The sequence below is a fragment of the Paracoccus isoporae genome (assembly GCF_900101865.1).
GTDB classification, from domain to species: domain Bacteria; phylum Pseudomonadota; class Alphaproteobacteria; order Rhodobacterales; family Rhodobacteraceae; genus Paracoccus; species Paracoccus isoporae.
On the sequence record NZ_FNAH01000012.1, the window covers coordinates 68,974 to 92,792 of the forward strand.

General features: G+C 61.3%; 27 protein-coding genes and 1 pseudogene. 12 read left to right on the forward strand and 16 right to left on the reverse strand.

Features of this window, described 5'->3' with window-relative positions; all coding sequences use genetic code 11:
- Positions 1–27 precede the first annotated feature (27 nt).
- The 3 genes from BLT73_RS15295 to BLT73_RS15305 form a co-directional block, all read right to left on the reverse strand.
- A complete protein-coding gene (locus BLT73_RS15295; RefSeq protein WP_090525232.1) occupies positions 28–1,896 on the reverse strand; it encodes a ParB/RepB/Spo0J family partition protein in 1,869 nt (622 codons plus the stop codon).
- Positions 1,897–2,197: 301 nt separating this feature from the next.
- Positions 2,198–2,665, reverse strand: a complete 468-nt coding sequence (locus tag BLT73_RS15300; protein ID WP_090525234.1) for a DUF3768 domain-containing protein — start codon at positions 2,663–2,665, stop codon at positions 2,198–2,200.
- A 75-nt stretch (positions 2,666–2,740) separates the two neighbouring features.
- Positions 2,741–3,169, reverse strand: a complete 429-nt coding sequence (locus BLT73_RS15305; protein WP_176805148.1) for a hypothetical protein — start codon at positions 3,167–3,169, stop codon at positions 2,741–2,743.
- Between the two features lie 212 nt (positions 3,170–3,381).
- On the opposite strand from BLT73_RS15305, the gene BLT73_RS15310 reads away from it, so the two are divergent.
- Entirely contained in the window at positions 3,382–3,861 is a 480-nt protein-coding gene (locus BLT73_RS15310; RefSeq protein ID WP_090525237.1) for an SRPBCC family protein, read from the forward strand.
- A gap of 252 nt (positions 3,862–4,113) precedes the next feature.
- Here BLT73_RS15310 and BLT73_RS15315 read toward each other — a convergent pair whose 3' ends face one another.
- Positions 4,114–4,596, reverse strand: coding sequence for a DUF1993 family protein (locus BLT73_RS15315; protein WP_176805150.1), 483 nt, complete (start codon positions 4,594–4,596; stop codon positions 4,114–4,116).
- A gap of 434 nt (positions 4,597–5,030) precedes the next feature.
- Between BLT73_RS15315 and BLT73_RS15320 the strand changes: the two genes are divergently transcribed.
- Positions 5,031–5,363: a CopD family protein gene (locus BLT73_RS15320; protein ID WP_245727360.1), complete on the forward strand. Its 333-nt coding sequence runs from the start codon at positions 5,031–5,033 to the stop codon at positions 5,361–5,363.
- A 47-nt stretch (positions 5,364–5,410) separates the two neighbouring features.
- Here the strand turns inward: BLT73_RS15320 and BLT73_RS15325 are convergent, their stop codons facing one another.
- The 5 genes from BLT73_RS15325 to BLT73_RS15345 all read right to left on the reverse strand — a co-directional run bounded on the left by BLT73_RS15325 (position 5,411) and on the right by BLT73_RS15345 (position 9,306).
- On the reverse strand, positions 5,411–6,172 hold the full coding sequence (locus BLT73_RS15325; RefSeq protein WP_176805152.1) for a glutaredoxin family protein: 762 nt from the start codon (positions 6,170–6,172) through the stop codon (positions 5,411–5,413).
- Between the two features lie 11 nt (positions 6,173–6,183).
- Positions 6,184–7,008, reverse strand: coding sequence for a DUF6692 family protein (locus BLT73_RS15330; RefSeq protein WP_176805154.1), 825 nt, complete (start codon positions 7,006–7,008; stop codon positions 6,184–6,186).
- A 77-nt stretch (positions 7,009–7,085) separates the two neighbouring features.
- A complete protein-coding gene (locus tag BLT73_RS15335) occupies positions 7,086–7,469 on the reverse strand; it encodes a c-type cytochrome (RefSeq protein WP_143025698.1) in 384 nt (127 codons plus the stop codon).
- A gap of 15 nt (positions 7,470–7,484) precedes the next feature.
- Complete coding sequence (locus BLT73_RS15340; protein ID WP_090525241.1) at positions 7,485–8,864, reverse strand: multicopper oxidase family protein; 1,380 nt, start codon at positions 8,862–8,864, stop codon at positions 7,485–7,487.
- Position 8,865: 1 nt separating this feature from the next.
- Positions 8,866–9,306, reverse strand: a complete 441-nt coding sequence (locus BLT73_RS15345; RefSeq protein WP_090525243.1) for a c-type cytochrome — start codon at positions 9,304–9,306, stop codon at positions 8,866–8,868.
- A 1,382-nt stretch (positions 9,307–10,688) separates the two neighbouring features.
- Here BLT73_RS15345 and BLT73_RS15355 point away from each other — a divergent pair.
- Positions 10,689–11,369 carry an SOS response-associated peptidase gene (locus tag BLT73_RS15355; protein WP_090525247.1) on the forward strand — a complete coding sequence of 227 codons (681 nt, stop codon included), beginning with the start codon at positions 10,689–10,691 and terminating at the stop codon, positions 11,367–11,369.
- Here BLT73_RS15355 and BLT73_RS15360 read toward each other — a convergent pair.
- Positions 11,363–12,559, reverse strand: a complete 1,197-nt coding sequence (locus tag BLT73_RS15360; RefSeq protein WP_090525249.1) for a DUF1173 family protein — start codon at positions 12,557–12,559, stop codon at positions 11,363–11,365. The two genes, BLT73_RS15355 and BLT73_RS15360, sit on opposite strands and share 7 nt — an antisense overlap.
- A gap of 72 nt (positions 12,560–12,631) precedes the next feature.
- Between BLT73_RS15360 and BLT73_RS15365 the strand changes: the two genes are divergently transcribed.
- The 6 genes from BLT73_RS15365 (at position 12,632) to prpB (ending at position 16,364) form a co-directional block, all read left to right on the forward strand.
- Positions 12,632–12,934 carry a type II toxin-antitoxin system VapB family antitoxin gene (locus BLT73_RS15365; protein ID WP_245727362.1) on the forward strand — a complete coding sequence of 101 codons (303 nt, stop codon included), beginning with the start codon at positions 12,632–12,634 and terminating at the stop codon, positions 12,932–12,934.
- Positions 12,934–13,353, forward strand: coding sequence for a type II toxin-antitoxin system VapC family toxin (locus BLT73_RS15370; protein ID WP_090525253.1), 420 nt, complete (start codon positions 12,934–12,936; stop codon positions 13,351–13,353). The genes BLT73_RS15365 and BLT73_RS15370 overlap by 1 nt, the downstream gene beginning before the upstream one ends.
- A gap of 50 nt (positions 13,354–13,403) precedes the next feature.
- Positions 13,404–13,565, forward strand: a complete 162-nt coding sequence (locus BLT73_RS17410) for a hypothetical protein (RefSeq protein WP_176805156.1) — start codon at positions 13,404–13,406, stop codon at positions 13,563–13,565.
- The gene (locus BLT73_RS17415) at positions 13,565–13,711 is read left to right on the forward strand and encodes a hypothetical protein (RefSeq protein WP_176805158.1); all 147 of its coding nucleotides are present in this window, start codon (positions 13,565–13,567) and stop codon (positions 13,709–13,711) included. Before BLT73_RS17410 ends, BLT73_RS17415 begins: the two co-directional genes overlap by 1 nt.
- 176 nt (positions 13,712–13,887) lie before the next feature.
- The gene (locus BLT73_RS17860; protein WP_425438830.1) at positions 13,888–15,456 is read left to right on the forward strand and encodes a Mu transposase C-terminal domain-containing protein; all 1,569 of its coding nucleotides are present in this window, start codon (positions 13,888–13,890) and stop codon (positions 15,454–15,456) included.
- Positions 15,453–16,364, forward strand: a complete 912-nt coding sequence (gene prpB, locus BLT73_RS15385; protein ID WP_090525255.1) for a methylisocitrate lyase — start codon at positions 15,453–15,455, stop codon at positions 16,362–16,364. The genes BLT73_RS17860 and prpB overlap by 4 nt, the downstream gene beginning before the upstream one ends.
- A gap of 64 nt (positions 16,365–16,428) precedes the next feature.
- Here prpB and BLT73_RS15390 read toward each other — a convergent pair whose 3' ends face one another.
- The 5 genes from BLT73_RS15390 to BLT73_RS15410 form a co-directional block, all read right to left on the reverse strand.
- Positions 16,429–16,923, reverse strand: coding sequence for a flavin reductase family protein (locus BLT73_RS15390; protein WP_090525257.1), 495 nt, complete (start codon positions 16,921–16,923; stop codon positions 16,429–16,431).
- Positions 16,920–17,960 (reverse strand): methionine synthase, encoded by a 1,041-nt coding sequence (locus tag BLT73_RS15395; RefSeq protein WP_090525259.1) that lies wholly within the window; start codon positions 17,958–17,960, stop codon positions 16,920–16,922. Before BLT73_RS15395 ends, BLT73_RS15390 begins: the two co-directional genes overlap by 4 nt.
- Before the next feature lie 25 nt (positions 17,961–17,985).
- On the reverse strand, positions 17,986–18,963 hold the full coding sequence (locus BLT73_RS15400) for a DUF1852 domain-containing protein (protein ID WP_090525261.1): 978 nt from the start codon (positions 18,961–18,963) through the stop codon (positions 17,986–17,988).
- Between the two features lie 132 nt (positions 18,964–19,095).
- The gene (locus BLT73_RS15405; RefSeq protein ID WP_090525264.1) at positions 19,096–19,968 is read right to left on the reverse strand and encodes a LysR family transcriptional regulator; all 873 of its coding nucleotides are present in this window, start codon (positions 19,966–19,968) and stop codon (positions 19,096–19,098) included.
- Positions 19,969–20,781: 813 nt separating this feature from the next.
- Positions 20,782–21,633, reverse strand: coding sequence for a cation diffusion facilitator family transporter (locus BLT73_RS15410; protein WP_090525266.1), 852 nt, complete (start codon positions 21,631–21,633; stop codon positions 20,782–20,784).
- A gap of 63 nt (positions 21,634–21,696) precedes the next feature.
- Between BLT73_RS15410 and BLT73_RS15415 the strand changes: the two genes are divergently transcribed.
- From BLT73_RS15415 to BLT73_RS15425, 3 genes are all read left to right on the forward strand, one after another.
- The gene (locus BLT73_RS15415; RefSeq protein WP_007803330.1) at positions 21,697–22,047 is read left to right on the forward strand and encodes an ArsR/SmtB family transcription factor; all 351 of its coding nucleotides are present in this window, start codon (positions 21,697–21,699) and stop codon (positions 22,045–22,047) included.
- Positions 22,048–22,288: 241 nt separating this feature from the next.
- Positions 22,289–22,828 (forward strand): recombinase family protein, encoded by a 540-nt coding sequence (locus BLT73_RS15420; protein WP_090525268.1) that lies wholly within the window; start codon positions 22,289–22,291, stop codon positions 22,826–22,828.
- Positions 22,829–22,947: 119 nt separating this feature from the next.
- Positions 22,948–23,688, forward strand: coding sequence for an AAA family ATPase (locus BLT73_RS15425; protein ID WP_090525270.1), 741 nt, complete (start codon positions 22,948–22,950; stop codon positions 23,686–23,688).
- A gap of 36 nt (positions 23,689–23,724) precedes the next feature.
- Here BLT73_RS15425 and BLT73_RS17100 read toward each other — a convergent pair.
- A pseudogene (locus tag BLT73_RS17100) lies at positions 23,725–23,819 on the reverse strand (IS6 family transposase); the annotation flags it as partial.

Below are 23,819 nucleotides of genomic sequence, written 5' to 3' on the forward strand. Positions count from 1 at the left end.
CGCGGCGCAAGCCGCCCCGCCTTTTCGTCAGATGCAGCCGGGGCGCCATGCGTCGATCCGTGCCTTTTTCTCGACGTCGATGTGCCACGCCTTCTGATAGTCGGGATCGGTGAACAGCTTTTCGAGGGCGTCGGCCTTTGCGGACTTCTTCATCGCCTTCCACGATTTGAAGCCGTTCCCGGTCGGATTGCAGCCGGTCAGGTCCAGCATGAGGCTGTCGAGATAGTCGGCATTCACGCGCTTGAAAAAGCCCTCGGCGGTTGGGGTCCAGACTTGGCGCAGGTCGGCGCCGGTGCTGGCCTCGATGTGGTCGAACAGTGCGCTTTTCTGCATCGGATAGGGCAGGGTCCGGGCCAGCCCCTCGGTCAGTGCGGCATTGCGGGCCTTCTTGCCTTCGGCTTGGAAGTCGGTGAAGGCCGTGAGGCGTTCTTCGTCGTCAAGCCAGCGGTGATGTTCGCCGTCACCCGACAGGCGCGGCTCCGGGGTCAGGCCATTGGCCTTCTCGGGGGTGATGTTGGCGCGATCCGGGCGGATATTGAACACGCTGTCATGGCCACTTTGCGCCGACAGGCCGAAGGCCAGCAGGTCGAGAGCGAGTTCCGGCTTTGCCAGCAGCGCCGCCTGAACGGCGTGAAGGCGGGCGCGGCGCATATCCTCGACCAGTGCCGCATTATAGGGCGATTTCGGCGTGTCGTCGGCACTGCCAGCATGGCCGCTGGACGCGGCGAAGCCGGTCAGGATTTTGGCCTCGACGGCAGCGGCGTGGTCCTCGGGGCGGACATAGCCGCGCGAGGCGTCAACCATGCCGCTGCTATTCACATAGACGTAAGCGCCTGCGTGCTGACGCTGTTCGTCGGTATAGTCGCCCTCGGCCAGTTCCTGCAAAGCTTCAAGTTCGGCTCCGCCTTCTTCATCAAGCGCATCGGCCTGATAGAGTTCGGCCAGTTCATCATACCGCTCGGCCTGTTCCTCGGTCAGTTCGACCTCGACCTTGTAGAGCCGCGTCAGCTTTTCGATGATATTGTAGCTGACATAGCTTTCGGGAATGACCTCGACCCATTTCCAGCCCTCGGCCTCGATGGCGGCGGCGGCATCCTCCAGTTTCTCGGAAAACAGGCGGTCCAGCAAGTCGGGGTTTCGCAGATAGGTGCCGTTTTCCTCGAACAGATCACGGGTGACTTCGCCGCCTGCGGCGGTATAGGCATCCAGCCCGACAAAGGCAGCACGGCGGTCGGTCAGCTTGACAGCCTCCGGCTGTAACCTTGCCTTGACGCGGTGCTCGGAAGCATGAGGGTTGCCCTCAACCTCGGCCAGCACCTCAAGCGCAAGGTCAGGATCATTTGCGACGGTGAACGCTTTGGCGATATTCAGGGTGATCTTTCCCGCTTTCAAAGCGTCCAGAACCGGCGCAGGCAGGTCCGATAGGGCGAGACGGCGATAGATTGCGGCCTCGCTCGTGGCGAAGGTTTTGGCGATGGTGGGCACATCTGCGCCAGCATCCCGCATCTTGGCGAAGGCGCGGATTTCATCGGCGGGGTTCAGCGCCTCGCGGACGGCATTTTCGACATTCGCCCATGCACGGGCGGTCGCGTCGTCGGGCGCAATCCTGACGGGAATTTCGGCCAGTTCCGGGCGGCGGTCCAGCAGATCGGGCTGCTTTTCGAATGCGCGGATCAGGGCGCGAAGGCGGCGGCCCCCGGCGACGATAGCAATGCGTCCATCGGCATCGGCAAGCCCGGCAAGGTTCTGGATCAGGCCGCAGGCAATGATGCTGTCAGCCAGCAGGTCAATGCGCTCGGCATCCGCGTCCTGACGCGGGTTCATATCCGACAGATAGAGCCGATCAAGCGGGAAATACTGGACCGGGGCGGCGACGACGTTCTTTTCGGTTTTCATGGTGATTATCCTTTTTTCGCGACGTTGATTTGTGCTATTGGTGCTCTGCCCCCTTTTGGGGGACAGAGCGGGCAATCAGATTGCCCCGTGCTGGATCAGGAAGCGGCGTCCAATGCCAAAGGTGTCGCCCTTCCTGACAAGCGCCCATGCTTCCGCGATACGCGCTTGCAGCCATTCATCCATTCGTCTCACCTCCTTTCAGGTTCGGGATGGTGGGGGGGACGTTGACCGCCCCTCCCCGTTGGGCCCGCTCGACAGGCCAGCCTCGGCCCGCACTGAGCGGAGCGGGCCGATCCGGGGGTCAGTATTCTGACGGCAAGAGGATGGTGACGAGGCGGCGGGTCTGCGCGAGATCGCAGGGCGCTTCGGAACCGCCGTCAAAGTCGTTGTTGTACAGGTCGATCTTCCACCAGACCTTCGTGCCGTTGACGCTCACGGCCCCGAAATCACGCGCGCCCCAAGGGTCATTGGCCTCGCTGAAAACCGTGTCTTTGGCGACAGAGACATAGGCGGCGGTTTCAAAATCGCGTCCCATGGCACGAACGCCCGGCGTGCTGACGATCCGGCCAAGCATGTCGCGGGGCAGGCCAGCGATCATCCCCTTGCGGAAAGCGTCGTTCTGCTGCGCGATCAGGTGGGTTTCCACGGTCGGAAACTCGCGGGCAGCCCCGGTATGTCCGCAGGCCGGGCATTGCGACGGCTGGTGCTGGACATCGAAATTGTGGCTGCACTTGCGGCAGGTGTAGGTCTGTTTATCGGCATCGAGCATGCTGCTCTCCTTTTTTCGCGACATTCCCGCCTTGGTCTTTTGCCTCGGTCGGGGTGCCCATAATGGGCGAAGGTTTCAGGCGAGAAGCGCGCAGCGCGCCCTCTCCTGAAGCCTTGCCAGGTGGCGAACCGGGTCGGTGAATTTCCAAGGGCGGCGCAGCCGGGACCGGAGCCACGCGCAGCTGCACGAAACCGAAGCCGTCAGGCGCAGGTGGAGGAAGCGAGCATGGCGAGGACCCACCCCTTGGAAAGAGGGCCGGAACAGGCCCTCAATCCAGGACGCGACGCGCGCCAGCGTGACGTGGCCCAGGCAAAGCCGGGGCGTTCGGCCCTGGCCGAATCCCCCGGCCGACAGCAGCCCGCGCATCAGCGCGGCTTCAACATCCTGATCAGCGATAATCGTGGGGTGCGGCGGTGGATCAATCGACCCCGCGCCAGTGACCGTCACCCGGATGGGCCGAGGCGTGGCGACGCCCGCTACGAAGTTAGCGGCCGGATCGCGCATTTCCTTCGTCGAAGCCGGCCCGAAGCTGCCGTTCGCCAGGATGACCAACGCCGCAGCGCGGCTTCCCCGGACCGGTCATTCAAGGCGTCGTACAGCGTAGCCCAGAACCGCAGGGTCCGCAGTGCGGACAGAGATGGCTTTCGCTGCGGTTGCGCAGATGTCCGGTTTAGGTCAATCAAGCAGGGATAGCTTTTTGAACCACAGGAGCGACTGTGAAGACCGTCATCCTCGAACACGAATACGCCTCACCGGCGAAGGAGGTCTGGGCGGTGGCAACGGACCTCGATGCACTCAAGGAAATCATGGATGGGGTTGTCAGCTTCGAAGGGTTGCCGAGCGGTCGCGTATACCAAGGCCAGAAAATTACCGTGCAGGTGTCGCTTTTCGGGAAGTTACCGCCTCAGCCGTATTTCATGGAAGTCCTGGAATGCGACGACGAAGCAATGACTTTGCGGTCTTCTGAAAAGGGCGCAGGCGTCAAATCGTGGCGTCACACTCTGTCCGTGGAACCGCAGCAGTCAGGGTCCAGGCTGCGCGACGTCATTGAAATCGACGCGGGCTGGATGTCATGGGCCTTCGCGCTCTGGGCACGGTTTCTGTATCGCAAGCGGCATGAACCGCGCGTTCAAATTCTTGCGGACATGCGGGCGAAACGGTCTGAGACTGAGTTGTCCGATTCAGAATCGCCGTGAAGTGAACCAAGATGGACTGCGGCCCTTCGCGCTATGTGCAGTGAACTGCAAAAAGGGCTCCTTCCGGACCTTCGCCGCAGCGGCAGGATGTGCCAGAACCCAACCGTTTGTGTCACCGGCGGAAAGGACCGTTTTTGGGTCACACCTTCTGGCAGGAGGTTTATGTCCGGTGTGCGGGACACAACGGACTTTCACTGCACATACCGCGATGTCAGCTTTCCGATCGCCGAACCGAAACAAAGCAAGTTCAACTCAGTATTCGTGCTGCCCATCAAAATCAGCTTTACCAAGCCTGACGCCGCCGTGCCGCAGTCCAGCGTATGCCATGGTCAGATGGAACAGCATGTTTGGCAGTGCGAAGCGCGCGACGTAGTCGGCGGTGGACTGCTCAAGTTGCGCCTCCCCTGCCGTGTGCTTCACGTTCACCGTCCAGTCCGGCCTCGGTGCCTTAACGATGGCCTCGGCAACAGCCGAATGCAGATTGCGCAAAGACGTAAGGCTGCAAGGCTCTTCGATTTCAGGGATATCGGCGCCTACAGGCTGACACAGCGCTCGGGCAGCGAACTGGATCGCAACAGCAAGATGGAACCCTGTGTCGAAGCTGTCAGGAGCGAGTTGGATGGCCAAGAGCGCCTTGGCTTCGGGTTCGCATTCTAGTTTAGCCAACAAGTGCTCTGCTTGGCCAAGATAGTGAACGACTGAGCGAACAAGCGCGGCTTCTGCGGTGAGCGTCATGTCTGGCATCCTCCATCAGTCAGAGAACTACCCTTTGCGAGGGGAGTGCAAAAGTCACAGCCGAAAAGCGGTTTTGCCAGAGCCGGCATTCGGAGCGCAGCGTCGGTCATTGTGGGCTCCGACCTGACATGCGGCGGCGCGGTAGCTCCATCATGAGGGAGCCGCCACTGTATCGACGTCTTCGGCCCGGAGTGGCCGTTCACCCATCCTCGGTCACGCCGCGGTGCGGCGCGTCAGAGTGGCCATTCGCTGCAACTGCAAAATCTGCGAGGGGCGAACTCACAGACTGCGAAACTTTCCTGCCGTTCGCTGTACATGCATCGTTCGTCACGAGCAGCGGCAGCAATGCACAAATAGCGGATGTCGGCCTTAACTGCTGATTCACACTTTGTGGTGAGCTTCCAGCAACGGGAGAGCGCGGCAACGAAGCAGCCGTGCGCACTGTCGAACGGTTCGGTCAGGCAGCGCTTGTCGTGGTCGGGCTGCTTGTCGTGGCAGGCGTCGTCATCCTCGTGATCTTGGCAGGCGATCCGATCGCGGTCCTGACCCAACCCTGGGGGCAGTTCCTGACGTTGAAACTGGCTGTCGTGGCTCTGCTTCTCGGCCTCGCAGGGCTGAACAAGCTTCGGCTGACCCCCGCCCTGGCCCAGACCGGAAACGCCGGCCCGCTGAGGGCGTCGATCCGGTGGGAGGTCGCGGCCTTCCTTGTGATCCTGCTGGTCACCGCCACCTTCACATCCACGGTCGCGCCGGAGCACGTCGGCTAAGCCGGAAAGACACCAGGGGCGTTACGACGACGCCCCCGTTTCTCATCTCAGACCCCAAGCGCGCGCAGGCCCATCCAGAGGCCCATTAAGATCATCATCAGGTTCTCGGTCAGGGAAATGAAACCGAGCGGCACGTTGGAGTTCCCACCGACGCAAGCACATTTCAACTCGCGCTTGTCGATGTAGACGGCCTTGAACACGCTGACCGCCCCGACGGTCCCGATGAACAGGGCGACGGGTGCAGAGATCCATGTCAGCACGCCCGCAGTCATCAGGATGCCGGCCAGGGCCTCGCCGTAGGGATAGACCTTGCCGTAAGGCACCCAACGTTTCGCCAGCAGGTCGTAGTTCAGGAACATTGTCGAAAACTGCTCGACGTCCTGAAGCTTCTGGATCGCAAGCACGGTCATCGACAAAGAGATGAACCACTGGAAGCTCTGCCAGGTCAGGATCGTCCCGTATTGGTGCCACGCCAGCCCGAGCGCCAGCAGGGCACAGACCGAAAAGATCGCGATGACAGGTCGATATGTCGTGTCGCTCTGTTCTTCCTTGGGTGGGTCGATTCCGAGGAAAATGCGCAGATCGTCATGACCCCCGATCCGTTTCCCGTCAATGAAGGTCTGCGGCGTGGTCTTGACGTCATGCTCGCGCTTGAAGGCCTCAGTCTCGTCCTTGGTCTTCAGGTGATGATCTTCGACGGCGTAGCCTTTGCGCTCAAGCAAGTCCTTGGATTTCAGACCGAAGGGGCATGTGTGCTCAGGCATGACCATGCGGTAGAGAACGGCAGTTTTCGTGGTATCTTTTGGCATGATCATCTTCCTCAATTCGTGCAGGCGTACTGACCGCGGAAACCGGCCTCGTAGTCAGGGCCCGCGCTGATGACGAAGTCCTGAAGGCCATCATCTTCCGTGTCGCGCACCTCGATCGTGATCGGGTCAGCCTTGAAGCTTCCTCCCGCGCCATCGAGGCGGACAAGATCCCCGCTGATCTTGACCAGGGCAGTGCCGTTTCCGGACACGAACACAGGCGGGCTCGTTTCAGTGTAGGTGAAGCTGCACGCGGCCCCATCCGGGAAGACCTGGGCAATATCTGCCTGCGTCAGGAACTCCGGATCGACCTTGGAAACGACCTCGCTGGACAGGGCGTCCTGAGCGGATTTCAGTTCGGCTACCGGTGCATCCCCGGCGGGGGTCGCCTCTCCATTCGCCGAAATGTCCGCGATCAGATAGCGCATCTCCGCGATTTCCTTATCCTGGGCGTAGATGATGTCATCGGCCAAAGTGCGCACCCTGGGATCGCTGATTTCCGCGCGCGACGACGTCATGATGGCGATTGAATGGTGCGGGATCATCGCCCGCATGTAGGCGCGGTCCTGGACCGTCACCTGACTGCGCACCAGCCAGAGCGCCCCTGCGAAAACGATGATGGAGCCTGCGAATATCGCGATGTTGAGCGTGCGGTTCTTGTACATGCCGAGCATGAAGGCCAGCATGACGAAGGCCATGACCGCCCCCATGACGACGGCCATATAGGCGCGTGTTTCTGACCAGAAGATATGGCTGATCAGATACGTGTTCAGGTACATCAACCCGAACATCAGGACCGTAGACACGGCAATCATCAGGAAAAAGCGGGAATAGGCCATCGTCACCTCCGAGTGCGTTTAGGGGAATAACAATCTTCCCGTGGGTCGATGTTCCCTAAAAGTTGACTTTTCTCGGCCTATTCCTGCTGAGTTCTTTCACGTTGATAGGCGCGTTCGCGCTCGGGCCAGGTGGATTTGATGTAGTCGAGGATCGCTCGAATTTCCGCATCCCTCAGGCTGTCGCCAAAGCCGGGCATGTCACTTTCATATCCCCCGCCGACCACCGCGGCAGTCCCGTCCCGCGTGATGCGGAACAGGATGTCGTCGCCATGATGCCAGGTCTGGCCCGTTGCATCATGGGGTGGCGCAGGCAGGCGGCCGTCGGGACCGGGGCTGCGCCAGTCCGGCTGCCCCTGAAGCTCCGCCCCATGACAGGATGCGCAGTTCTGCTGATACAGAGCTGCGCCATATGCCTTCCTCTGCCGCAGCGGCCTGCGCCCAGCTTGCAAGAGTTGCTGCAAGTGCGATCAGGCCCTTCATGCGACCATGATCCAATTCGTCATTCCCGAAGCTGCGTGGCCCAGCATATGGCAATGCAGCAGCCACTTTCCGGGATTGTCCGCAACGAAGGCGATCTCCGTCGTCTCGTTGGGCATGACCAGAACCGTATCACGCAGCGGACCAAGGCTTCCGTCTGCCTTGCGCTCTCTGAAATGCATCCCGTGCAGGTGCATCGCGTGAGGGAAAATCGTGTCATTGGTCATGCGGATGCGGGCCGTCTCGCCGCGCGAAAGCGTGGCAAACGGCGTTTCTCCCAGCCCGGCCTGTCCGGCCAGCGCCCAGAACTGTCCTTGTTGCACCAACTCCTGCCAGGTCAGTTTCTGCCCGTTGAAGGCTGCGCTTTCCAGGCCGCGCATCGCACCGCCCTGCAGCGGCATCTCAAGGACAGGCGCGGCGTCGACGCCCACAACCTCCATGCGCGGATTGCGTGGCAAGGGCTGAGGCGCACCGCGCGGAACTGAGGCGGCACGCCCTTCGACAGAGACTTCAGCCAGCACCCGCCAGTTATCATCCGCTGCGGCAAAGAGAAGTCCTGCGGTTTCCCCTTCCTGGGCGGTGACATCGACGATCAGATCCATGCGCTGTGCCGGTGCCAGCACAAGCGTATCCGTCACCGGTTCTGGCGTGTCGAGAGGCATGCCGTCGAGAGCCACCGTCCAGCCGGATAGCCCCTCCAGCTTCAGACCGAAGATCTGGGCATTGGCCGAGTTGATCAGCCGCAGCCGCAGCCGCTCGTTTTGCCGGGCTGAAAGCCTGTAATCGTAGCGCCCGTTCACGCCAACGAGGTTGCCGATCCGGCCTCCGTGGCTACGCGCCGTTGGCGCTGCGAAATCATCGACGAACAGGCCGGTATCGGGGTCCAGCAACCAATCGTCGATCATCAGGACCTCGTCCCGGTCCACATCCGGCGGTGTGGCCTCTTCGATGATCAGGGCTCCGGAAAGACCCCGCGCGACCTGTTCCATCGAATTGGTATGGGCGTGATACCAGTAGGTTCCCGCATCGGGCAGATCGAAGGCGTAGTCGAAGCTAGCACCGGGCTGTACCGCGTCCTGCGTCAGCCCCCCGACACCATCCATGGCGTTGTCGATACGGATGCCATGCCAGTGAACCGAGGTCGGAACCTCCAGCGTATTCACCAGACGTTGCTGCAACCGGTTGCCCTGAGCGGCGCGGATGACCGGGCCAGGGCTCGTCCCCTCGTAGCTCCAGACCGGCGTCGCCGGATAGCCATCCGGGGCAAGCTGCACCGTGGCTTCCCTGGCTGTGAGGAGGGATATATCCTGAGCCTGTGCAGGGCGCGCCACTGGCACAGCGGCGAGACCTGCGCAGAAGGCGCGTCGTGTCATCTTCATGTTAGTTGATCCCATTGGCGCGCTGTACTTCGCGGATGTAGGCGATGATCGACGTCACATCCGCGCGGGTCACCCCGGGCTGCGGCGGCATGTCACCGAATTTCCAATGGTGTGCACGTACGCCGTTCGCAGCCGCCATCTGGAAGGCCATGTCGCCATGATGCGACGGCTCGTAAATCTTGTGGATCAGCGGCGGGGCGATCCCCATTTTCCCGGCGGCATTGTCGCCATGGCAATCAGCGCAGACCGCATCGAAAGCCCGCTTTCCCATCGTCCCCTCGGGCGACAACGTATCGGGAAGAGTGACGGCCACCATGGCCGCGCCCTCCGCTGGCGCCGTGGTTTCCTGAACGGGGGCGGTTTGCTCGGAGGAGCGAGTGACTGCATAAGCACCAAGCGCCACGACAATAATCGCGGCCCCGGCGAGGGTGAGTTTGTTCATGATAGTATCCTGGCCTGCACGGCTTTGCGGGCCGCGCGCTCTGATGATGGGTCGAGCGAAATCAACCCAGACTCAACTGGAGCTGGCTCAGGCGCGAGGAGGTGGGAGGTCCAGAGACAGACTGATCGTCGTGCCACTTTGTGGCTCCGGCCACGCATGACGGAGGCGTGGCAGATCAGTGCCACGGAGAGGCTGACTGGTATCGAGAAGGGCATAGGATGCGCAGATCGCCATGTCTGCGCAAGGCGCGTCAACTTGGTGGTGGTTCGCCGGGGCCTGCTGATCTGCAGAGATCATCGTTTCTGGACAGGCCGCACAGTCTTGCATTGCAGACCCTGCCGCAGACATTTGCGGCAAGGCAGCCAGCATCATTAGGCTGGTCAAGACGATGATGGCTAATAGGCGCATATATACCCTCGATTGCAGCGCAAAGAATGGGTTCTGACGACGGCTCGGTCAATCCCAAAATCGCGCCACTTCCCGTGCTCCCAGTATCAATGGTTTACGCAGCCGATAACCGCGGTCCCACCTTAGTGTCGGCGTTTCGTGCCATGCGGCGCAGGCAAGTAATGTCGCGGAGCGGACGAATGCAGCCGCCGCGAAGCTTCGACATGGTCACGGGTAGTTTCGGCTCCAAGCCGCCTTGCGGAGGTGCAGAAAGAAACTGAGTTCCTCGGCAATGTGAATGTCAGCTCTCGCTGTTGACGCACTCCCACCACGCACTTGCAGCGAAAGGCTGGAAACCGCCCGACATGTTGATCTCAGCACAACCGCGAAGGCAAGAATCGCTGCGATATTTGAGGTCTTCGCGCTTCCCGCCTTCGCTACCACTGCAGTCGCGATCTCTTTTGTCGGTGCCGAAGGGCGTGCACGTGGGTGCCGAAGCTTAATGCAAGCGGGTGCCGATCTGAGTGAGAACCAGCACCAGGGGATATGCAGCACAATTCAAGAACGGTGGTGGCCCGTTGAACTGACACAGAAAGCCTGGTCAGCAGCGCCATGGGCGGGGTGTCGTTCCGAAATCGCCGTTGCGACTCTGCGGGTGTTCGCAATATGTTCCGCGAATGCCCGCCCGATCACCTTCAGGTAATCCGTTCCGAAACCCGCGCCTGAGCGATCAGGCGAGGAGCGGGATGCTGCTGACGGTGAAGTGTACGCGCTGCGGGCGCGTTGCTCGGTTTTGGGCGAAGGATCTGATTGAGGTGATCGGGCCCGACCACCAGGCCCATATCCCGCCGTTTCCCTGCGCGCGCTGCCGGACGAAGGAATGGATCAATTGGTCCTGGTCCGTCCCGACAGCGACAGAGCTGGCCGCAGGCTTGACCATAAGGCGTCCGGTCAGGAAGGTGACACGGTGGATCTGGCGGAACGAGGACGCATGAATGTGCAATCTGTACGCGAATACAACGGCGCAGGAAGCGATGCGGGGGCTGTTCAAGGTCGCGCCTGAGCGCGACCGGCTCGGCAACGAACAGCCGCGTACAGCCATCTGGCCTAAATATGATGCGCCGGTCGTGCGTCTGGACGAAAACGGTGATCGCGAGCTGGTTCTGATGAAATGGGGCTTTCTGACGCCCAAGACCTCGGCGAAGACGGGAAGGCCCTTGAAGCCGGACGCCTGGAACAATGCCCGAGACGACAAGGTGGCCAGCTCGGGCCTGTGGAAGTCATCCTTCGCCGCCCGGCGATGCCTGGTCCCGGTGTCAGCCTTCCGCGAGGCCAAGGGCAGAAATCCGGCAACGGATTTCTGGTTCGGCCTCGCGGCCGAGGCCGATGACGACCGCCCGCCCTTCGCCTTCGCTGGTCTCTGGCGCGACGGCCAGCCAGGCGTCGACGGCGAAGAGGGTGACTGGCTGACCCATACGGTTGTGACGACGGTGGCAAACGAGCTTGTCAAGCCAGTCCACCCGACGCGGATGCCGGTGATCCTCGATCCCGGCGATTACGATGCCTGGCTCGACGGATCCGAATCCGAGGCCGGAAAACTGCTTCGACCCTATCCAGCCGAAAAAATGCGGATCGTGCGACAGGGCGTCGGCATTACATCTGACAAGGATCAGTGACCGCCGCCAGCCGGGGCCGGCAAGGCGGGCATCTCGATTTCATCGGCCGGCCAGAACCACGGCTGATAAACGCCGTCCTCGGCAATATCATGCAGGGTTTCCTCGTCGTCGGCCGACAGCCCGTCTGGCGGGACATAGAGCGCGATTGGCGCGCCGGTGTCGAGCAAGAGGGCATTCGCGACCGGCGCCGACGATTGAAGATTGTATTTCAGCGACTTGGCATAGGCGCGGTCCTTCAGTGCCTCAACAAGCTGATGCTCGCGGTCGCCGTCGAACGGGATCCAGTGCTCGTTGACCGTCATGCTGGCAATCTCCCGGATCTCGGCATAGTTATTGCGGATGCTGAACGTCGCAATCAGGATCAGATGCCCGTCGCCTGCAGCTTCTATGGCATGGATCTTGTCCGCAAAAAGCCTGTCAAAGCGCGCCGCCAGGTCATCGTCCATAAAAAAGGCAAAATCCGGCAGATGCTTCATCTTCAGCTTTCGGCCATATTGTGACGGCTCGATCGACTTGAACTCTGCGACGACAATACCAAGGGGGACAGGCTTGCCGCGCTGCGGGGCCAGCCCGCGCAACCAGCTGCGCCGCTCCAGGGCCAGTTCATCTCGGCGTTCGTGATTGTAGACTGGCGGCACCATAAGGACCGACGCGAAGGGCTGCGCCTTGGTCCCGGTATTCTGTGCCACCCCGGTCAGTTCGCGATGGATAATCCACCAGTTCCGGCGCTGCCATTGCGGACGCCACTTTGTGAGGCCGGCGGCATCCCAGAGATAGTGAAGCGTGCCGAGCAAAGAGAGTTTCCTGGGGTTGGCGACGGCAGAGGATGCCTCAGTGTCACCGCCGGGCGCCCGCACCCTGCGGCCGCCACGCATGGATAGCGAGAAATCCAGCCGCAGCGTTGTGTCGCCGGCGTCGTCGGTGACGATTGCGGCCCCGGCGACGTGTCCGAGCCCGGACAGCTCGGGCGGCGGATCGAACGACGCGCAGCCAGGGTCATGGGCATGGCCGGTTCCTGGCATGCGCTTCAGGTAATATTCGCCGCCAATCAGGGCGACATACATTTTCGGGTGTGCGGGGCAGCACAGGCACGAGGGCCGAAGCTTCTGGCTGTGGGCCCGTTCGAGAATGGTCTGAAAGTTCGGAGCGTCTGCAGAAAATTCAAAGTCGCTAATGCGATACGATGACACTTTGTGGGTTCCTCCGGCGGCCTGTTGCCGCCGTTCTAATCAATCATCAAGCAAGTCCAGGTTGACATTCTAATGTCTGGATATACATTAAAGAATATCGGGATATACCACAAGAGATATACACCAATGCCGGGACTTTTCATCAGGGATGAAGCGGTTAACGCGCTTGCTGTGGAGGCTATGAAGCTGACCGGCGCAGATAATAAAACAGAGGCTGTTCGATCTGCTTTGAAGGCTGCCATCAACGCAGCAAAGGATCAAGTTCCTTTGCTGGAACGTCTTGAATCTGCGAGGGCTATTGCCGACAAGATCGGACCAGTAAACCCTGACTACGATGCGAAGGCAGATGCTGACGCCATGTGGGGCGAATACTGATGTTCATAGATGCGTCAGCGGTGGTGGCGATACTGAACCGCGAGCCTGGATCCGACGAATTGGCAAAACGGCTTGCTGCCAGTGACAAGCCTCCGCTGTTTTCTCCGCTCGCGCGATACGAGGCGGTTGTAAGCCTGGCCAGGTCGCGTTCAGGAAAGCACAAGGCACCCGACAGCGACCAGTTCGAGGCAGCAAAGGCTGCTGTCGATCTGTTTTTTCAGGAAGCCCGCGCTAAAAGCGTGATGATCTCAGATACCCTCGGTGCAGGCGCGCTCGCGGCTGCGCAATCCTACGGCAAGGCCGTTGGGCACGAGGCCGATCTGAATTTCGGAGACTGCTTCTCCTACGCCTGTGCAAAAGGTTATCGGGTCGCGCTTCTCTACAAAGGCAATGATTTTGCAAAGACTGATCTAGCCTGAAAGGACCGTGCGGCGATTAAATCTCAACCGACTGATAGCGCTCCTTCAGAATGATCGCAGATAAACCAACGGACCGGGATCAGGCCGCCGCAGATCAAGCGGACCTTTGGGCCAACTGGTATGGCTTCGACAGGGCGTCCGAGATGAAGAAATGGGGCGAGCAGGCTGAGCGCGAAAGGTTGGCAGATCTCGCCGAAAAGAAGGATGAATAATGAGTGAACTGACGCAACATATCAAATGCGATATCAAACTGAGCGTGTCTGGGCCGGCCGAGAGCACAGTAGCCTCATGGACGGCAGCGGCCTTGCGCCGGATCGCCGACAAACTGGAGCAGAGCGGGCCATCACGAAGTAACTGATGGATCTCGCCGCCCGATTGGCAGCTGTCGTTTTTCATAAATAGGTTCAGCACTGTCTGTTGTTTTCATTGACACGCGCTTGTCATAAAAGACTTCAATACTGCTCACCAGGCAGTTCAGTGTGTTGCAAGGCTGTCAGAGAACAGTTCAGCGCGTTGCAGGAGACAGGATCGGTCATGGACCTGGAATCCGTTCCGAAAGACGTATGGCAGAAGGCCGAGGAACGGGCGGCCTTGCTTCGGCCACTTGACGCGCTCGATGAAGCACCAGCGCATCTCGTCCGCGCTGCAGCGATTGATCTGAAAATTTCCGAACGTTGGGCTTACAGGCTGATCCGCCGGCTTCGTGAGGAAAACGGCGCGGTCACGGCGCTCTTGCCGCGCGATGGCCGCGGTGCTCCGCGCAAGACGCGGATTGCGGGGGATCGGGAAGCGATCATCGGTCATGTCATCGAAGGCCGCTATCTCAAACGGCAGAAAGCGCGCCCCTCGGAAATCGTGAGGGTGGTTCAGGTCGAGTGCCGCAAGGCGGGCATTTCGCCTCCGAGCGAAGCCACGATCAGGCGACGGGTTAACCGGATCGACAAGGGTGTCGCGTCACGGCTCCGCGAAAGTGATCCGGGAACAAAGCCGATCCTCGGCGCGACCCCGATCCCGAAATACCCGCTCGACGTCGTGCAGATCGATCACACGCCGGTCGATGTCATTCTGGTCGATCCGTTTGAGCGTCTGCCAATCGGGCGGCCATATCTGACGGTTGCGATCGACGTGATGAGCCGGATGATCGCGGGCTTCCATCTTAGCCTTGATCCCCCTTCCGCCGCGAGCGTCGGCCTGTGCCTCGCCCACGTCGCCGACGATAAGAAAGCCTGGATGACAGCGCGCGGCGTTACGGATGTGGAGTGGCCGATTGCGGGAAAGCCAAAGAAGATCGGCGTGGACAATGCGGGCGAGTTCCACTCGCAGGCTTTCGAGCGCGGGTGCGCGCAACATGGCATCGAGATCGACTGGCGACCGCCGGGGCAACCTCAGTTCGGTGGCATTGTAGAGCGTGTGATCGGCACCCTCATGCGGCGTATTCACCAGTTGCCGGGCACGACATTTTCCAACACGGCGCAGCGCGGCGCATACGACAGCGAAAGACGGGCCTGCCTGACCCTTGAAGAACTGGAACGCTGGCTGACGGTTGCGATTTGCAAGGACTATCACCTGTGCGGGCAACGCGCTCTGGACGGGGCCACACCTCTTGCGCGGCTGGAGGAAGGTCTCGTGACCCTGAGCCGATCTGGCGGCAGCATCGCCATCCCGCGTGACATGCGCAGCTATCTGATCGACTTCCTCCCGGTTCTGCGTAGGACGTTGCAACGCGACGGATTCACTGTAGATCATATCCGCTATTTCTCGAACGCCCTTGGCGAAACAGCTCTCGCAGGGGGCCGGGTCGATGAAGATGTTCGCCATCGCGGAACGGATCGAAGCGGTGATGATGGACGCGAAGAAGATGTTCCCCAACCTCGATTGGTATTCCGCCGTCTCCTACCACCTGCTGGGCGTGCCGACGGCCATGTTCACCCCGATCTTCGTGATCGCGCGCACCGCCGGCTGGGGGGCGCATGTGATCGAACAGCGGCAGGACAACAAGATCATCCGCCCTTCGGCCAACTACACCGGCCCCGAGAACCGGGCCTTCGTGCCGCTCGCCAAGCGCGGGTTCACCCCTTTGGCGGCGGCGGAGTAAGCGCATGACCTATCTGATCGCAGACGACTTGCCGACCGCCACGGCGGGCCAACGCTTCCGCGCCTTGCTGGACCGTCCCGGCATCCTGCGCCTGCCCGGCGCCCACAACGGGCAGGCCGCCTTGCAGGCAAAGGCGGCCGGGTTCGACGGGCTCTACCTATCGGGCGCAGCGATGACCGCCTCCATGGGTCTGCCGGACCTTGGTATCATCACGGTGGACGAGGTCTGTTTCTTCATCCGCCAGATCGCACGTGCCTCTGGGCTACCGCTGCTGGTGGATGGCGATACCGGCTATGGCGAGGCGCTGAACGTCATGCACATGGTGCGCTGCTTCGAGGAGGCAGGCGCCGGGGCGGTCCATCTGGAGGACCAGTTCCTGCCAAAGAAATGCGGCCATCTGAACGACAAGCGGCTGGTCGCGCCGCAGGATATGGCGGTCAAGGTCGCGGCGGCGGCAAAGGCGTCGCGTGACCTCGTGGTGATCGCCCGCACCGATGCGGCCGCGTCAGAGGGGATCGAGGGCGCCGTGGCGCGTGCGAAGCTCTACGTCGAGGCTGGGGCCGATGCGATCTTCCCCGAAGCGCTGACCAGCGTCGAGATGTTCCGCGAGATGCGCGCCGCCCTGCCGGGCGTCAAGCTGCTGGCCAACATGACCGAATTCGGCCGCACCCCCGCGCTGACGGCGGAGGAGTTTGAAGAACTTGGCTATGACATGGTGATCTGGCCCGTCTCCTCCCTGCGGGTGGCGAACAAGGCGCAGGAACGGCTTTATGCCGCGCTGGCCCGTGACGGGGCGACCACCGCGATGCTGGACCAGATGCAGACCCGGAAGGAGCTATACGACACCATCCGTCTCAATGACTTCGAGGCGCTGGACCAGAGCATAATCGCCTCGGTCGCGCCGGAACCTGTCTGAGCGTCTCTATCAAAGCTATCGGGGCCTGCACCATGGCAGGCCCCGATCTTGATCTACACCCAGTTCAGGCAACAGCGGCACTGACGCCGCTGAATTGCCCTGCGTGATGCAGCAGCGGCCTCGCGACGGGTTCATGTTCGATATGCCGGACTTTGCCGATCAGCAGCACATGGTCTCCGGCCTCGATGGTCTGGACCACATCCGTCACCAGAACCGCCGCAGCCCCGCGCAGGACAGGCAGGCCGTGCCGGTCTTCGAACAGATCGCGCAGGCCCGGATCGGGCCGTCCGGCGAAATGCAGGGCGTGGGGGCGCATGTCCTCGGCCAGGATGTTGACCGCATAGTGGCCCGAGGCGCGTAGTCTGGGCAGCATCCGCGCCCCGCATCCCACGGAGATGCACACCAGCGCCGGGTCGAGCGAGACCGACATGAAGGCGCTGATGGTCATGCCGTGATCGCCCTCGGGCGTGCGGGTCGTCACGACCGCCATGCCGGTGGCGAAACGGCTGCAACAGGCGCGCAGCGCATCAGGGTCGAACTCCGGGAGCGTCGAGGTCATGCCGCCACAGAGGCCCCCAGCTCGCGCCGGATGACCTCGGCGCCCGCACTCAGGGCCTCCAGCTTGCCGCGTGCGACCTGCCGCGACAGGGGCGTCATCCCGCAGTTGGTGCAGGGATAGAGCTTGTCCGCATCGACGAATTGCAGCGCCTTGCGCAGGGTGGCGGCGACCTCCTCGGGCGTCTCGACCTTGTTCGTCGCGACGTCGATGGCGCCCACCATCACCTTCTTGCCCCGGATCAGCTCGATCAGGTCCATTGGGACATGACTGTTCTGACATTCCAGCGACACCAGATCGACGCCGGATTTCTGGATCGCCGGGAAGATCATCTCATACTGCCGCCATTCCGAACCGAGCGTCGCCTTCCAGTCTGTATTCGCCTTGATGCCGTAGCCATAGCAGATGTGGACGGCCTTCTGACATTTCAGCCCCTCCATGGCGCGCTCCAGCGTTGCCATGCCCCAGTCGTTCACCTCGTCGAAGAAGACGTTGAAGGCGGGCTCATCGAACTGGACGATGTCGACGCCGACGGCCTCAAGTTCCTTCGCCTCTTCGTTCAGAAGCGTGGCGAATTCCCAGGCCAGCTTTTCGCGGCTGCGGTAATGCGCGTCATACAGCGTGTCGATCATGGTCATCGGCCCGGGCAGTGCCCATTTGATCGGTGCATCGGTCTGGGCGCGCAGGAACTTCGCATCCTCGACAAAGACCGAACGGGGCCGGGACACGGCGCTGACCACCGTCGGCACGCTGGCGTCATAGCGATCACGGATGCGCACCGTTTCGCGCTTTTCGAAGTCGACGCCCTCCAGCCCCTCGATGAAGGTGGTGACGAAATGCTGGCGCGTCTGTTCGCCGTCGCTCACGATGTCGATGCCGGCGCCGCGCTGTTCGGCAAGCGTCACGCGCAGGGCGTCCTGCTTGGCCTGCGCCAGTGCCTCGCCTTCCACCTTCCAGGGCGACCAGAGTTTTTCGGGCTCGGCCAGCCAGGAGGGTTTCGGCAGGCTGCCGGCGGTGGAGGTGGGGAGCAGTTTGGTCATGGTCATGTCTTTCTTGGTCGTGGGGTCAGGCGGCGGACCGGGCGGCCCATTCGGCTAACCGCGCGCGATACGGCTTGATGAAGGTTTCCTCGGCAAATCGGCCCTGTTCGGTCGCCAGACGGCTGCGCTCCTCACGGTCATAGACCACGCGGGTCGGCGAGTAGTCCTGGTGACTAAGGCTGGGCCGATAGGTCTGCCCGGCCACGGAATTGGCGTTGTAGATCTCGGGGCGATAGATTTTCTGGAAGGCTTCCATCGTGCTGATGGTGCCGATCAGCTCGAGATTGGTGTAATCGTTCAGCAGGTCGCCCACGTGGTAAAAGGCCAACGGAGCCACGCTTTTGGGTGGCATGAAGTAGCGCACCCCGAGGCCCATCTTGCCGAAATACTGTTCGGTCAGCGAGGCACCGCTTGGCACATATTCTACCCCCAGCACGGGATGGATGTTGGCGGTGCGCTCATAGCTTTTGGTCTCCGACACGCTCAGGCAGATCACCGGCGGCTTGGGGAATTGCGCCCGGTAGGTCTCCGACGCAACGAATGCCTTGAAGATGCGGCCGTGCAGCGCGCCGAACCCTTCAGGCAACGAGAAGCCATCGCGGCCCTTGTTATGTTCGGGCAGCACCACGCTAAAATCGTAATCACGCACATAGGAGGAGAAGTTGTTGCCTACGAGCCCAGGGAGGCGCGCGCCGGTCCTGCGGTCGAGGATCGTGGTCTGCAGCACCTCGATTGCTGGGAAAGCCGTGCCGCTGCCGTCAAGGTCCAGATCGACCGAGACGATGTCCAACTCGACCGCGTAGCGATCGGCGTGGCGGTTGTCCCAGCTGGCCAGATCGTTGAACCGGTTGTCGATCATCCGCAGCGCGTTTGCCAGGTTCTGCTTCCGGTGCGCGCCGCGCGCGAGGTTGGCGAAATTGGTGGTCAACCTCGTGCCGGCCTCTGGCGTGTAGCCCTCGTCAAACCGAAGGCGCTTGATCTGGAATGCGAAGGGCTCGGTCATGGCGATCCGGTCTCCTGTCAGAGGTCATGAGGCCTTCTGCCGGATATGATACATGAAGAAAAATGACTTCTTATCGAAACTGAATGACATGAAGTCATGCGATTCTGTTGACCCCGTGCCTGGACCAGGCCGTCAGATCTCGACGGTTTCCGCAAGTTGGATGAAGCTTTCGAGATAGTTTGGCAAAGTCCCGGCCCGATAGCCCAGATGGATGGACTTGGGGATCCCGGCGCCGATGCGCACGCCTGTAACGCCCTTTACCCCCTGCAGCAGCCAGTCGGGCGTGGCGCTGACCGAGCGGCCCGAGGCGACCAGCCGCAGCATCAGATCGGTGGTTTCGACCGTTCGATGGCGGCGCGGCAGGGCGTGGGCAGGCACGAGGAACTGCGTGTAGATATCCAGCCTTTCGCGCGCGACCGGGTAGGTGATCAGCGTCTCGCGGGCCATGTCGGCGGGCGCGATCTGTCGCTTCCGGGCCAGCGGGTGATCGTCGGCGACAGCCAGGACCAATTCGTAGTTGAACACCGGCCGGTATTCGAGCCCCGGACGCTCGACCGGATCGGGGGTGACCAGCAGATCGATCTCATGCCCAAGCAGGGCGGCGAGCCCCCCGAACTGGAAGGCCGAGGTGACGTCCAGATCGACATCCGGCCATGCGGCAAGAAACGGATCCACGATCCGCATCAGCCAGTTCTGGCAGGGGTGGCATTCCATGCCCACCCGGATCGCCCCGCGCCGCCCGCGGGCATAGTCCTCCAGCACTGAAGCGCCGTGTTCGAGCTGCGGCAAGACCCGTGCGGCCAGCCCCAGCAGATATTCCCCCGTCGGCGTGAGCCGCAGCTTGCGCCCCTCACGCTCCCACAGTTTGACGCCGTGCCGCTCCTCAAACCGGCGGATGGCATGGCTGACGGCCGACTGGGTCAGGTGCAGGCGATCCGCAGCGTCGGTCAGACTACCGGTCCGGTCGATTTCGCGCAGGATGGCGAGAGGCTGGATATCGATCATGAAACTTGACTCGCTTTCATTCGATCAACCTGTAGCCGAGGTCAAATGTCATGAGCAAGATCGCCACTCTCACAAGCCAAACGGGATTTCTCCCTCAGGCGAGTTTGGCTGGCGGCGAGAGTGAAGAGCGGTGATATGGAGACGGCATCCATCTTGGGGTTCTACACCAGATAGACAGCCCGAAGCCCTACTGGGGCCTTCGCGCGGCAAACGAATAGCCGATTGGCCTTCAGACGGCATGGCGGCATGTCCGCTTCTGTTGGCGAGCGGGGTGCTATGGCGCTAACGCCTGTGGCAACTGTTGGATCTCCTCCTCCTGGCCTTCGCAGTTGCAGCATTAAACAAGCACGTGCGGCAACCGTCAGGAAGGTCCGCTTGGGCGGCCATGGTAGCTCTAAATGAAGGGCAAGCTCGTGATCATCGCAAATGCTTTGTGCTAAACGCGGCGGGAATGGGAGCCCCGCCAGCCTTGGAAGATACGGTTGCTATGAGGTTGCGTAGCATTGGACACGAAGGGCTCCTTCAGGCCGTTCGCGAAGGACCGCGCAAACGGCTGTTTCGACGCTGCTGCTGTTCACTGAACCGCCTATGACAGGCTGCTGCACTTGATCTTGAAAAACTACACCCGCAGACCGGACATAAACTCCCTGCCAGAACCCATGCGCCAAAAACGGTGGTAAGCGCCGGTGACAAAAACGTACGGGTTTGGGCCCATACTGCGCTGCGGAGAACGTCCGGAAGGAGCCCAGACTCACCGATGCTGCGGGGCGCGCGAATGTCGGCTTTCGTCCGGCGCGTCGCACCATGATGGAGTTAGTCAGCTTCCACCAAGTCACTCCGGGCATCGCGGATGATCATCCACGACGAATGCAGGAAAAGCCCCGCGATCGCGAACGCGACGATCAGGTCGGGCCATGCACTGCCAAGCCACCGGACCAGCCCGGCGGCGATGACCACGGCGAGGTTGCCGATGGCGTCGTTGCGAGAGAACAGCCAGACGGCTCGCATATTGGCATCACCCTTGCGGTGCTTTAGCAGCGGCAGCACCGCGAGGATGTTTACGATCAGCGCACCTACCGCGAAGGCTCCCATCAACCCGGCTTCTGGCGTGGTCTGGTTGAGGACACGCCAGAGCGTGCTGCCGACAACGCCAAGGCCCAGAAGGCCCAGAAACACGCCTTGGATCATCGCCGACCGCGCCCGCCATGTCAGGCTCCAGCCGATGGCGAGCAGGCCCAGAAACGTGATCGCACCATCGCCCAGAAAATCGAGCGCATCTGCCTTCAGCGCCTGCGAACCGGACAGGAACCCGCCGAACATTTCGACCACGCCGTATCCGAGACTGAGCGCGACCACGATCCAGAGCGCGCGGCGATAGCTCGGGTCCTTGTAGGCCGGATCGGACGATGTATCGCCGTCCTCGATCTTCTCGAAACCGTAGCCGGTCGCGTCGAGCGCGGGCCGCACTTTCGGCAGATCGCCGTCCGCGATCCGCAATGTCATGATGTGGGTGGCGGCGGACACTTTCACGTCGCCTTCGGCCACGCCCGCAGACCGGGCCGCGCGCTCGATCTCGGCGGCATCTTTCGCGCAGTCCATGCCTTGCACCCGCATTCGGATCGGGGAGGAGGCTGTCGCCAACTTGCTGTTATCGGGCTGGCTCATGTGCGATCCTTTTTGTGGTGGCGGGCGAAAAGGTACGCTGCTAACGTATCAGTGGATAATGATATGACAGCGCAAAACATTCAAGACGATCTTTCGGCACCCGATACACTGGAACTGCGGGCAAAGCTCTTCCGGGGCCTAAGCGATCCCAGCCGTCTGACGATCCTCGATGCGCTGGTGTCGGACGAACGCAACGTGCAGGAAATCGTCGGGCATACGGGTTTGGGTCAGCCCAACGTCTCGAACCATCTGCGCTGTCTGCTGGAATGCGGGCTGGTCAGTCGCCGCAGCAAAGGCCGCTTCGTTCGGTATCGTCTGGCGGACAGGCGGGTCGCCGATCTCATCCGTGATGCAGATCAGCTACTTGCCTCGACAGCCAACGGAGTTGATGCCTGCCAAAGCTATACGGACTAACCGGCGCGACCTGCTGCAATGTCCTATCGGTGCGCCAAACCTGAAGCAGCCATCTGCGCATCCGCAGCGAATGCACCCTTTGTCCCGCACATCGGACACAACCCCCCTGACAGAACCCATACGGCAAAAACGGTCGTTTCTGTCCCTTCCTAGACACACATGGCGGACCAACGAGTTACGCGGGACTAAAACTCCGGACAAAACCGTTGCCGTTTTGGGAGGTTTTTGTCATGATTCAGGCATGATTTTAGGTTACGCCCGTGTCTCAACCGAAGACCAGAAGCTCGACGCCCAGACCGACGCCCTGACGGCGGCCGGCGCGGAGCGCATCTTCACCGAGCGCAGCAGCGGGTCTGTCCGCAACCGCCCCGAGCTGGACCGCCTGCTCGACCAGCTGCGCGCCGGTGATGTCATCGTGGTGACGAAATATGACCGCTTGGCGCGGTCGCTTCGTAACCTGCTGGAAATCGTGGAAGCCATTGCCGAACGCGGGGCCGGTTTCCGGTCGCTGGCCGAGGACATCGACACGACGACACCGGCCGGCTGGCTCATCTTCCACGTCTTCGCCTCCATCGCTCAGTTTGAGCGTGAGCGTATCTCAGAACGCACCCGCGAGGGGCTAGCAGCGGCGAAGAAGCGCGGCCGCACTGGTGGCAGGCCCCCTGCCCTCACCGAAGATCAGAAGATTGAGGTGCGTCGTATGCGCGACGTGGAACGCCGGCCCTTGCCCGACATTGCTGCCCTGTTCCGCGTGAGCACCAAGACCGTGCGGCGGGCTTAGACCCGCTGTGTCAGGGGGCTTCAGGCATTGGATAGATGGATTGAAGGATAAAATAGTTAAAAGTAACTTTAGAGTTAGAGATATAATTAAGGTTGACTTTATCTTTAAATTCCTCTTACATGGTCCGCAGGTATGTCATTACCTTCGCAAACCCGATGGGCGGTTCGGGGAAAACGACGTCCGGCATGCTTCTGGCTGAGCAAATCGCTCTTTCGGGCGGACGGGTTTCTATTCTCGACCTAGACCCGAACGCCAACATCCTTGCGTGGTCAGAAAGCAGGAAAGCGGACGGGCGCGACGTGCCCTTTTCGGTTTATGCGCGCCCTCAGGCCGAGGACACCGTTGAGCTGATCGATCAGCTTTCTGGTGAGACGGATTACCTGATCATCGACTTGGAAGGGTCGAAGGATCAGATCGTCACCTTCGCGCTTTCTAGGACAGACCTTTGCATCATTCCGCTCGATGGCTCGCCCATGGAGGCGAGGCAGGCGGCGGCGGCGGCCGTCCGGCTCGTACAAACCACATCGAGCATGATCCGTGCGCCCATTGCATACTCGCTACTGTTCACGAGGACCAACGCGGCCTTCCAGACCACGGATGAGCGCGACGTGCGGCAGGAGATGGAGATCAACAACATCCCGACGCTGCCGACCCGCATTGCAAAACGCGCACCCTATACCCGCATTTTCCGTGATGGCGTGCTTCTTTCGGAGTTGCCGGGCATCGTCACGGACGAACACGAAGGCAAGACAGCCTCTGTTACGGACAAGGCCATGAAACAGGTGGTCGCGGCTATCGAGAACGCCCGTGATTACGCTCAGGCTGTCATTCATGCACTCACGAAAGAGAGGGCTGCATGAGCAAGTATGGATTTGGTGGCGGGATTGAGCTCCCAAAGGCCGCCCGAAACGCGCGATGAGCCTTGCCAGAAAGCGCTTTGCCGCCTTGGCATTCCTGCGGGTTTGCACGAGGATGTCGAGCGTGTCGCCAT

Excerpts from the sequence above, each read along its gene's own strand:
- BLT73_RS15420 (WP_090525268.1), top strand. The coding sequence starts at position 22,289 with ATGATTTTAGGTTACGCCCGTGTCTCAACCGAAGACCAGAAGCTCGAC.
- BLT73_RS15330 (WP_176805154.1), bottom strand. The coding sequence starts at position 7,008 with ATGGCCTATTCCCGCTTTTTCCTGATGATTGCCGTGTCTACGGTCCTG.
- BLT73_RS15355 (WP_090525247.1), top strand. The coding sequence starts at position 10,689 with ATGTGCAATCTGTACGCGAATACAACGGCGCAGGAAGCGATGCGGGGG.
- BLT73_RS15415 (WP_007803330.1), top strand. The coding sequence starts at position 21,697 with ATGACAGCGCAAAACATTCAAGACGATCTTTCGGCACCCGATACACTG.
- BLT73_RS15410 (WP_090525266.1), bottom strand. The coding sequence starts at position 21,633 with ATGAGCCAGCCCGATAACAGCAAGTTGGCGACAGCCTCCTCCCCGATC.
- BLT73_RS15325 (WP_176805152.1), bottom strand. The coding sequence starts at position 6,172 with ATGCCAAAAGATACCACGAAAACTGCCGTTCTCTACCGCATGGTCATG.
- BLT73_RS15365 (WP_245727362.1), top strand. The coding sequence starts at position 12,632 with ATGTCTGGATATACATTAAAGAATATCGGGATATACCACAAGAGATAT.
- BLT73_RS15315 (WP_176805150.1), bottom strand. The coding sequence starts at position 4,596 with ATGACGCTCACCGCAGAAGCCGCGCTTGTTCGCTCAGTCGTTCACTAT.
- BLT73_RS15390 (WP_090525257.1), bottom strand. The coding sequence starts at position 16,923 with ATGACCTCGACGCTCCCGGAGTTCGACCCTGATGCGCTGCGCGCCTGT.
- BLT73_RS17410 (WP_176805156.1), top strand. The coding sequence starts at position 13,404 with ATGATCGCAGATAAACCAACGGACCGGGATCAGGCCGCCGCAGATCAA.
- BLT73_RS15295 (WP_090525232.1), bottom strand. The coding sequence starts at position 1,896 with ATGAAAACCGAAAAGAACGTCGTCGCCGCCCCGGTCCAGTATTTCCCG.
- BLT73_RS15340 (WP_090525241.1), bottom strand. The coding sequence starts at position 8,864 with ATGAAGATGACACGACGCGCCTTCTGCGCAGGTCTCGCCGCTGTGCCA.
- BLT73_RS17415 (WP_176805158.1), top strand. The coding sequence starts at position 13,565 with ATGAGTGAACTGACGCAACATATCAAATGCGATATCAAACTGAGCGTG.
- BLT73_RS15370 (WP_090525253.1), top strand. The coding sequence starts at position 12,934 with ATGTTCATAGATGCGTCAGCGGTGGTGGCGATACTGAACCGCGAGCCT.
- BLT73_RS15345 (WP_090525243.1), bottom strand. The coding sequence starts at position 9,306 with ATGAACAAACTCACCCTCGCCGGGGCCGCGATTATTGTCGTGGCGCTT.
- BLT73_RS17860 (WP_425438830.1), top strand. The coding sequence starts at position 13,888 with ATGGACCTGGAATCCGTTCCGAAAGACGTATGGCAGAAGGCCGAGGAA.
- prpB (WP_090525255.1), top strand. The coding sequence starts at position 15,453 with ATGACCTATCTGATCGCAGACGACTTGCCGACCGCCACGGCGGGCCAA.
- BLT73_RS15425 (WP_090525270.1), top strand. The coding sequence starts at position 22,948 with ATGGTCCGCAGGTATGTCATTACCTTCGCAAACCCGATGGGCGGTTCG.
- BLT73_RS15405 (WP_090525264.1), bottom strand. The coding sequence starts at position 19,968 with ATGATCGATATCCAGCCTCTCGCCATCCTGCGCGAAATCGACCGGACC.
- BLT73_RS15305 (WP_176805148.1), bottom strand. The coding sequence starts at position 3,169 with ATGCGCGATCCGGCCGCTAACTTCGTAGCGGGCGTCGCCACGCCTCGG.
- BLT73_RS15300 (WP_090525234.1), bottom strand. The coding sequence starts at position 2,665 with ATGCTCGATGCCGATAAACAGACCTACACCTGCCGCAAGTGCAGCCAC.
- BLT73_RS15395 (WP_090525259.1), bottom strand. The coding sequence starts at position 17,960 with ATGACCAAACTGCTCCCCACCTCCACCGCCGGCAGCCTGCCGAAACCC.
- BLT73_RS15400 (WP_090525261.1), bottom strand. The coding sequence starts at position 18,963 with ATGACCGAGCCCTTCGCATTCCAGATCAAGCGCCTTCGGTTTGACGAG.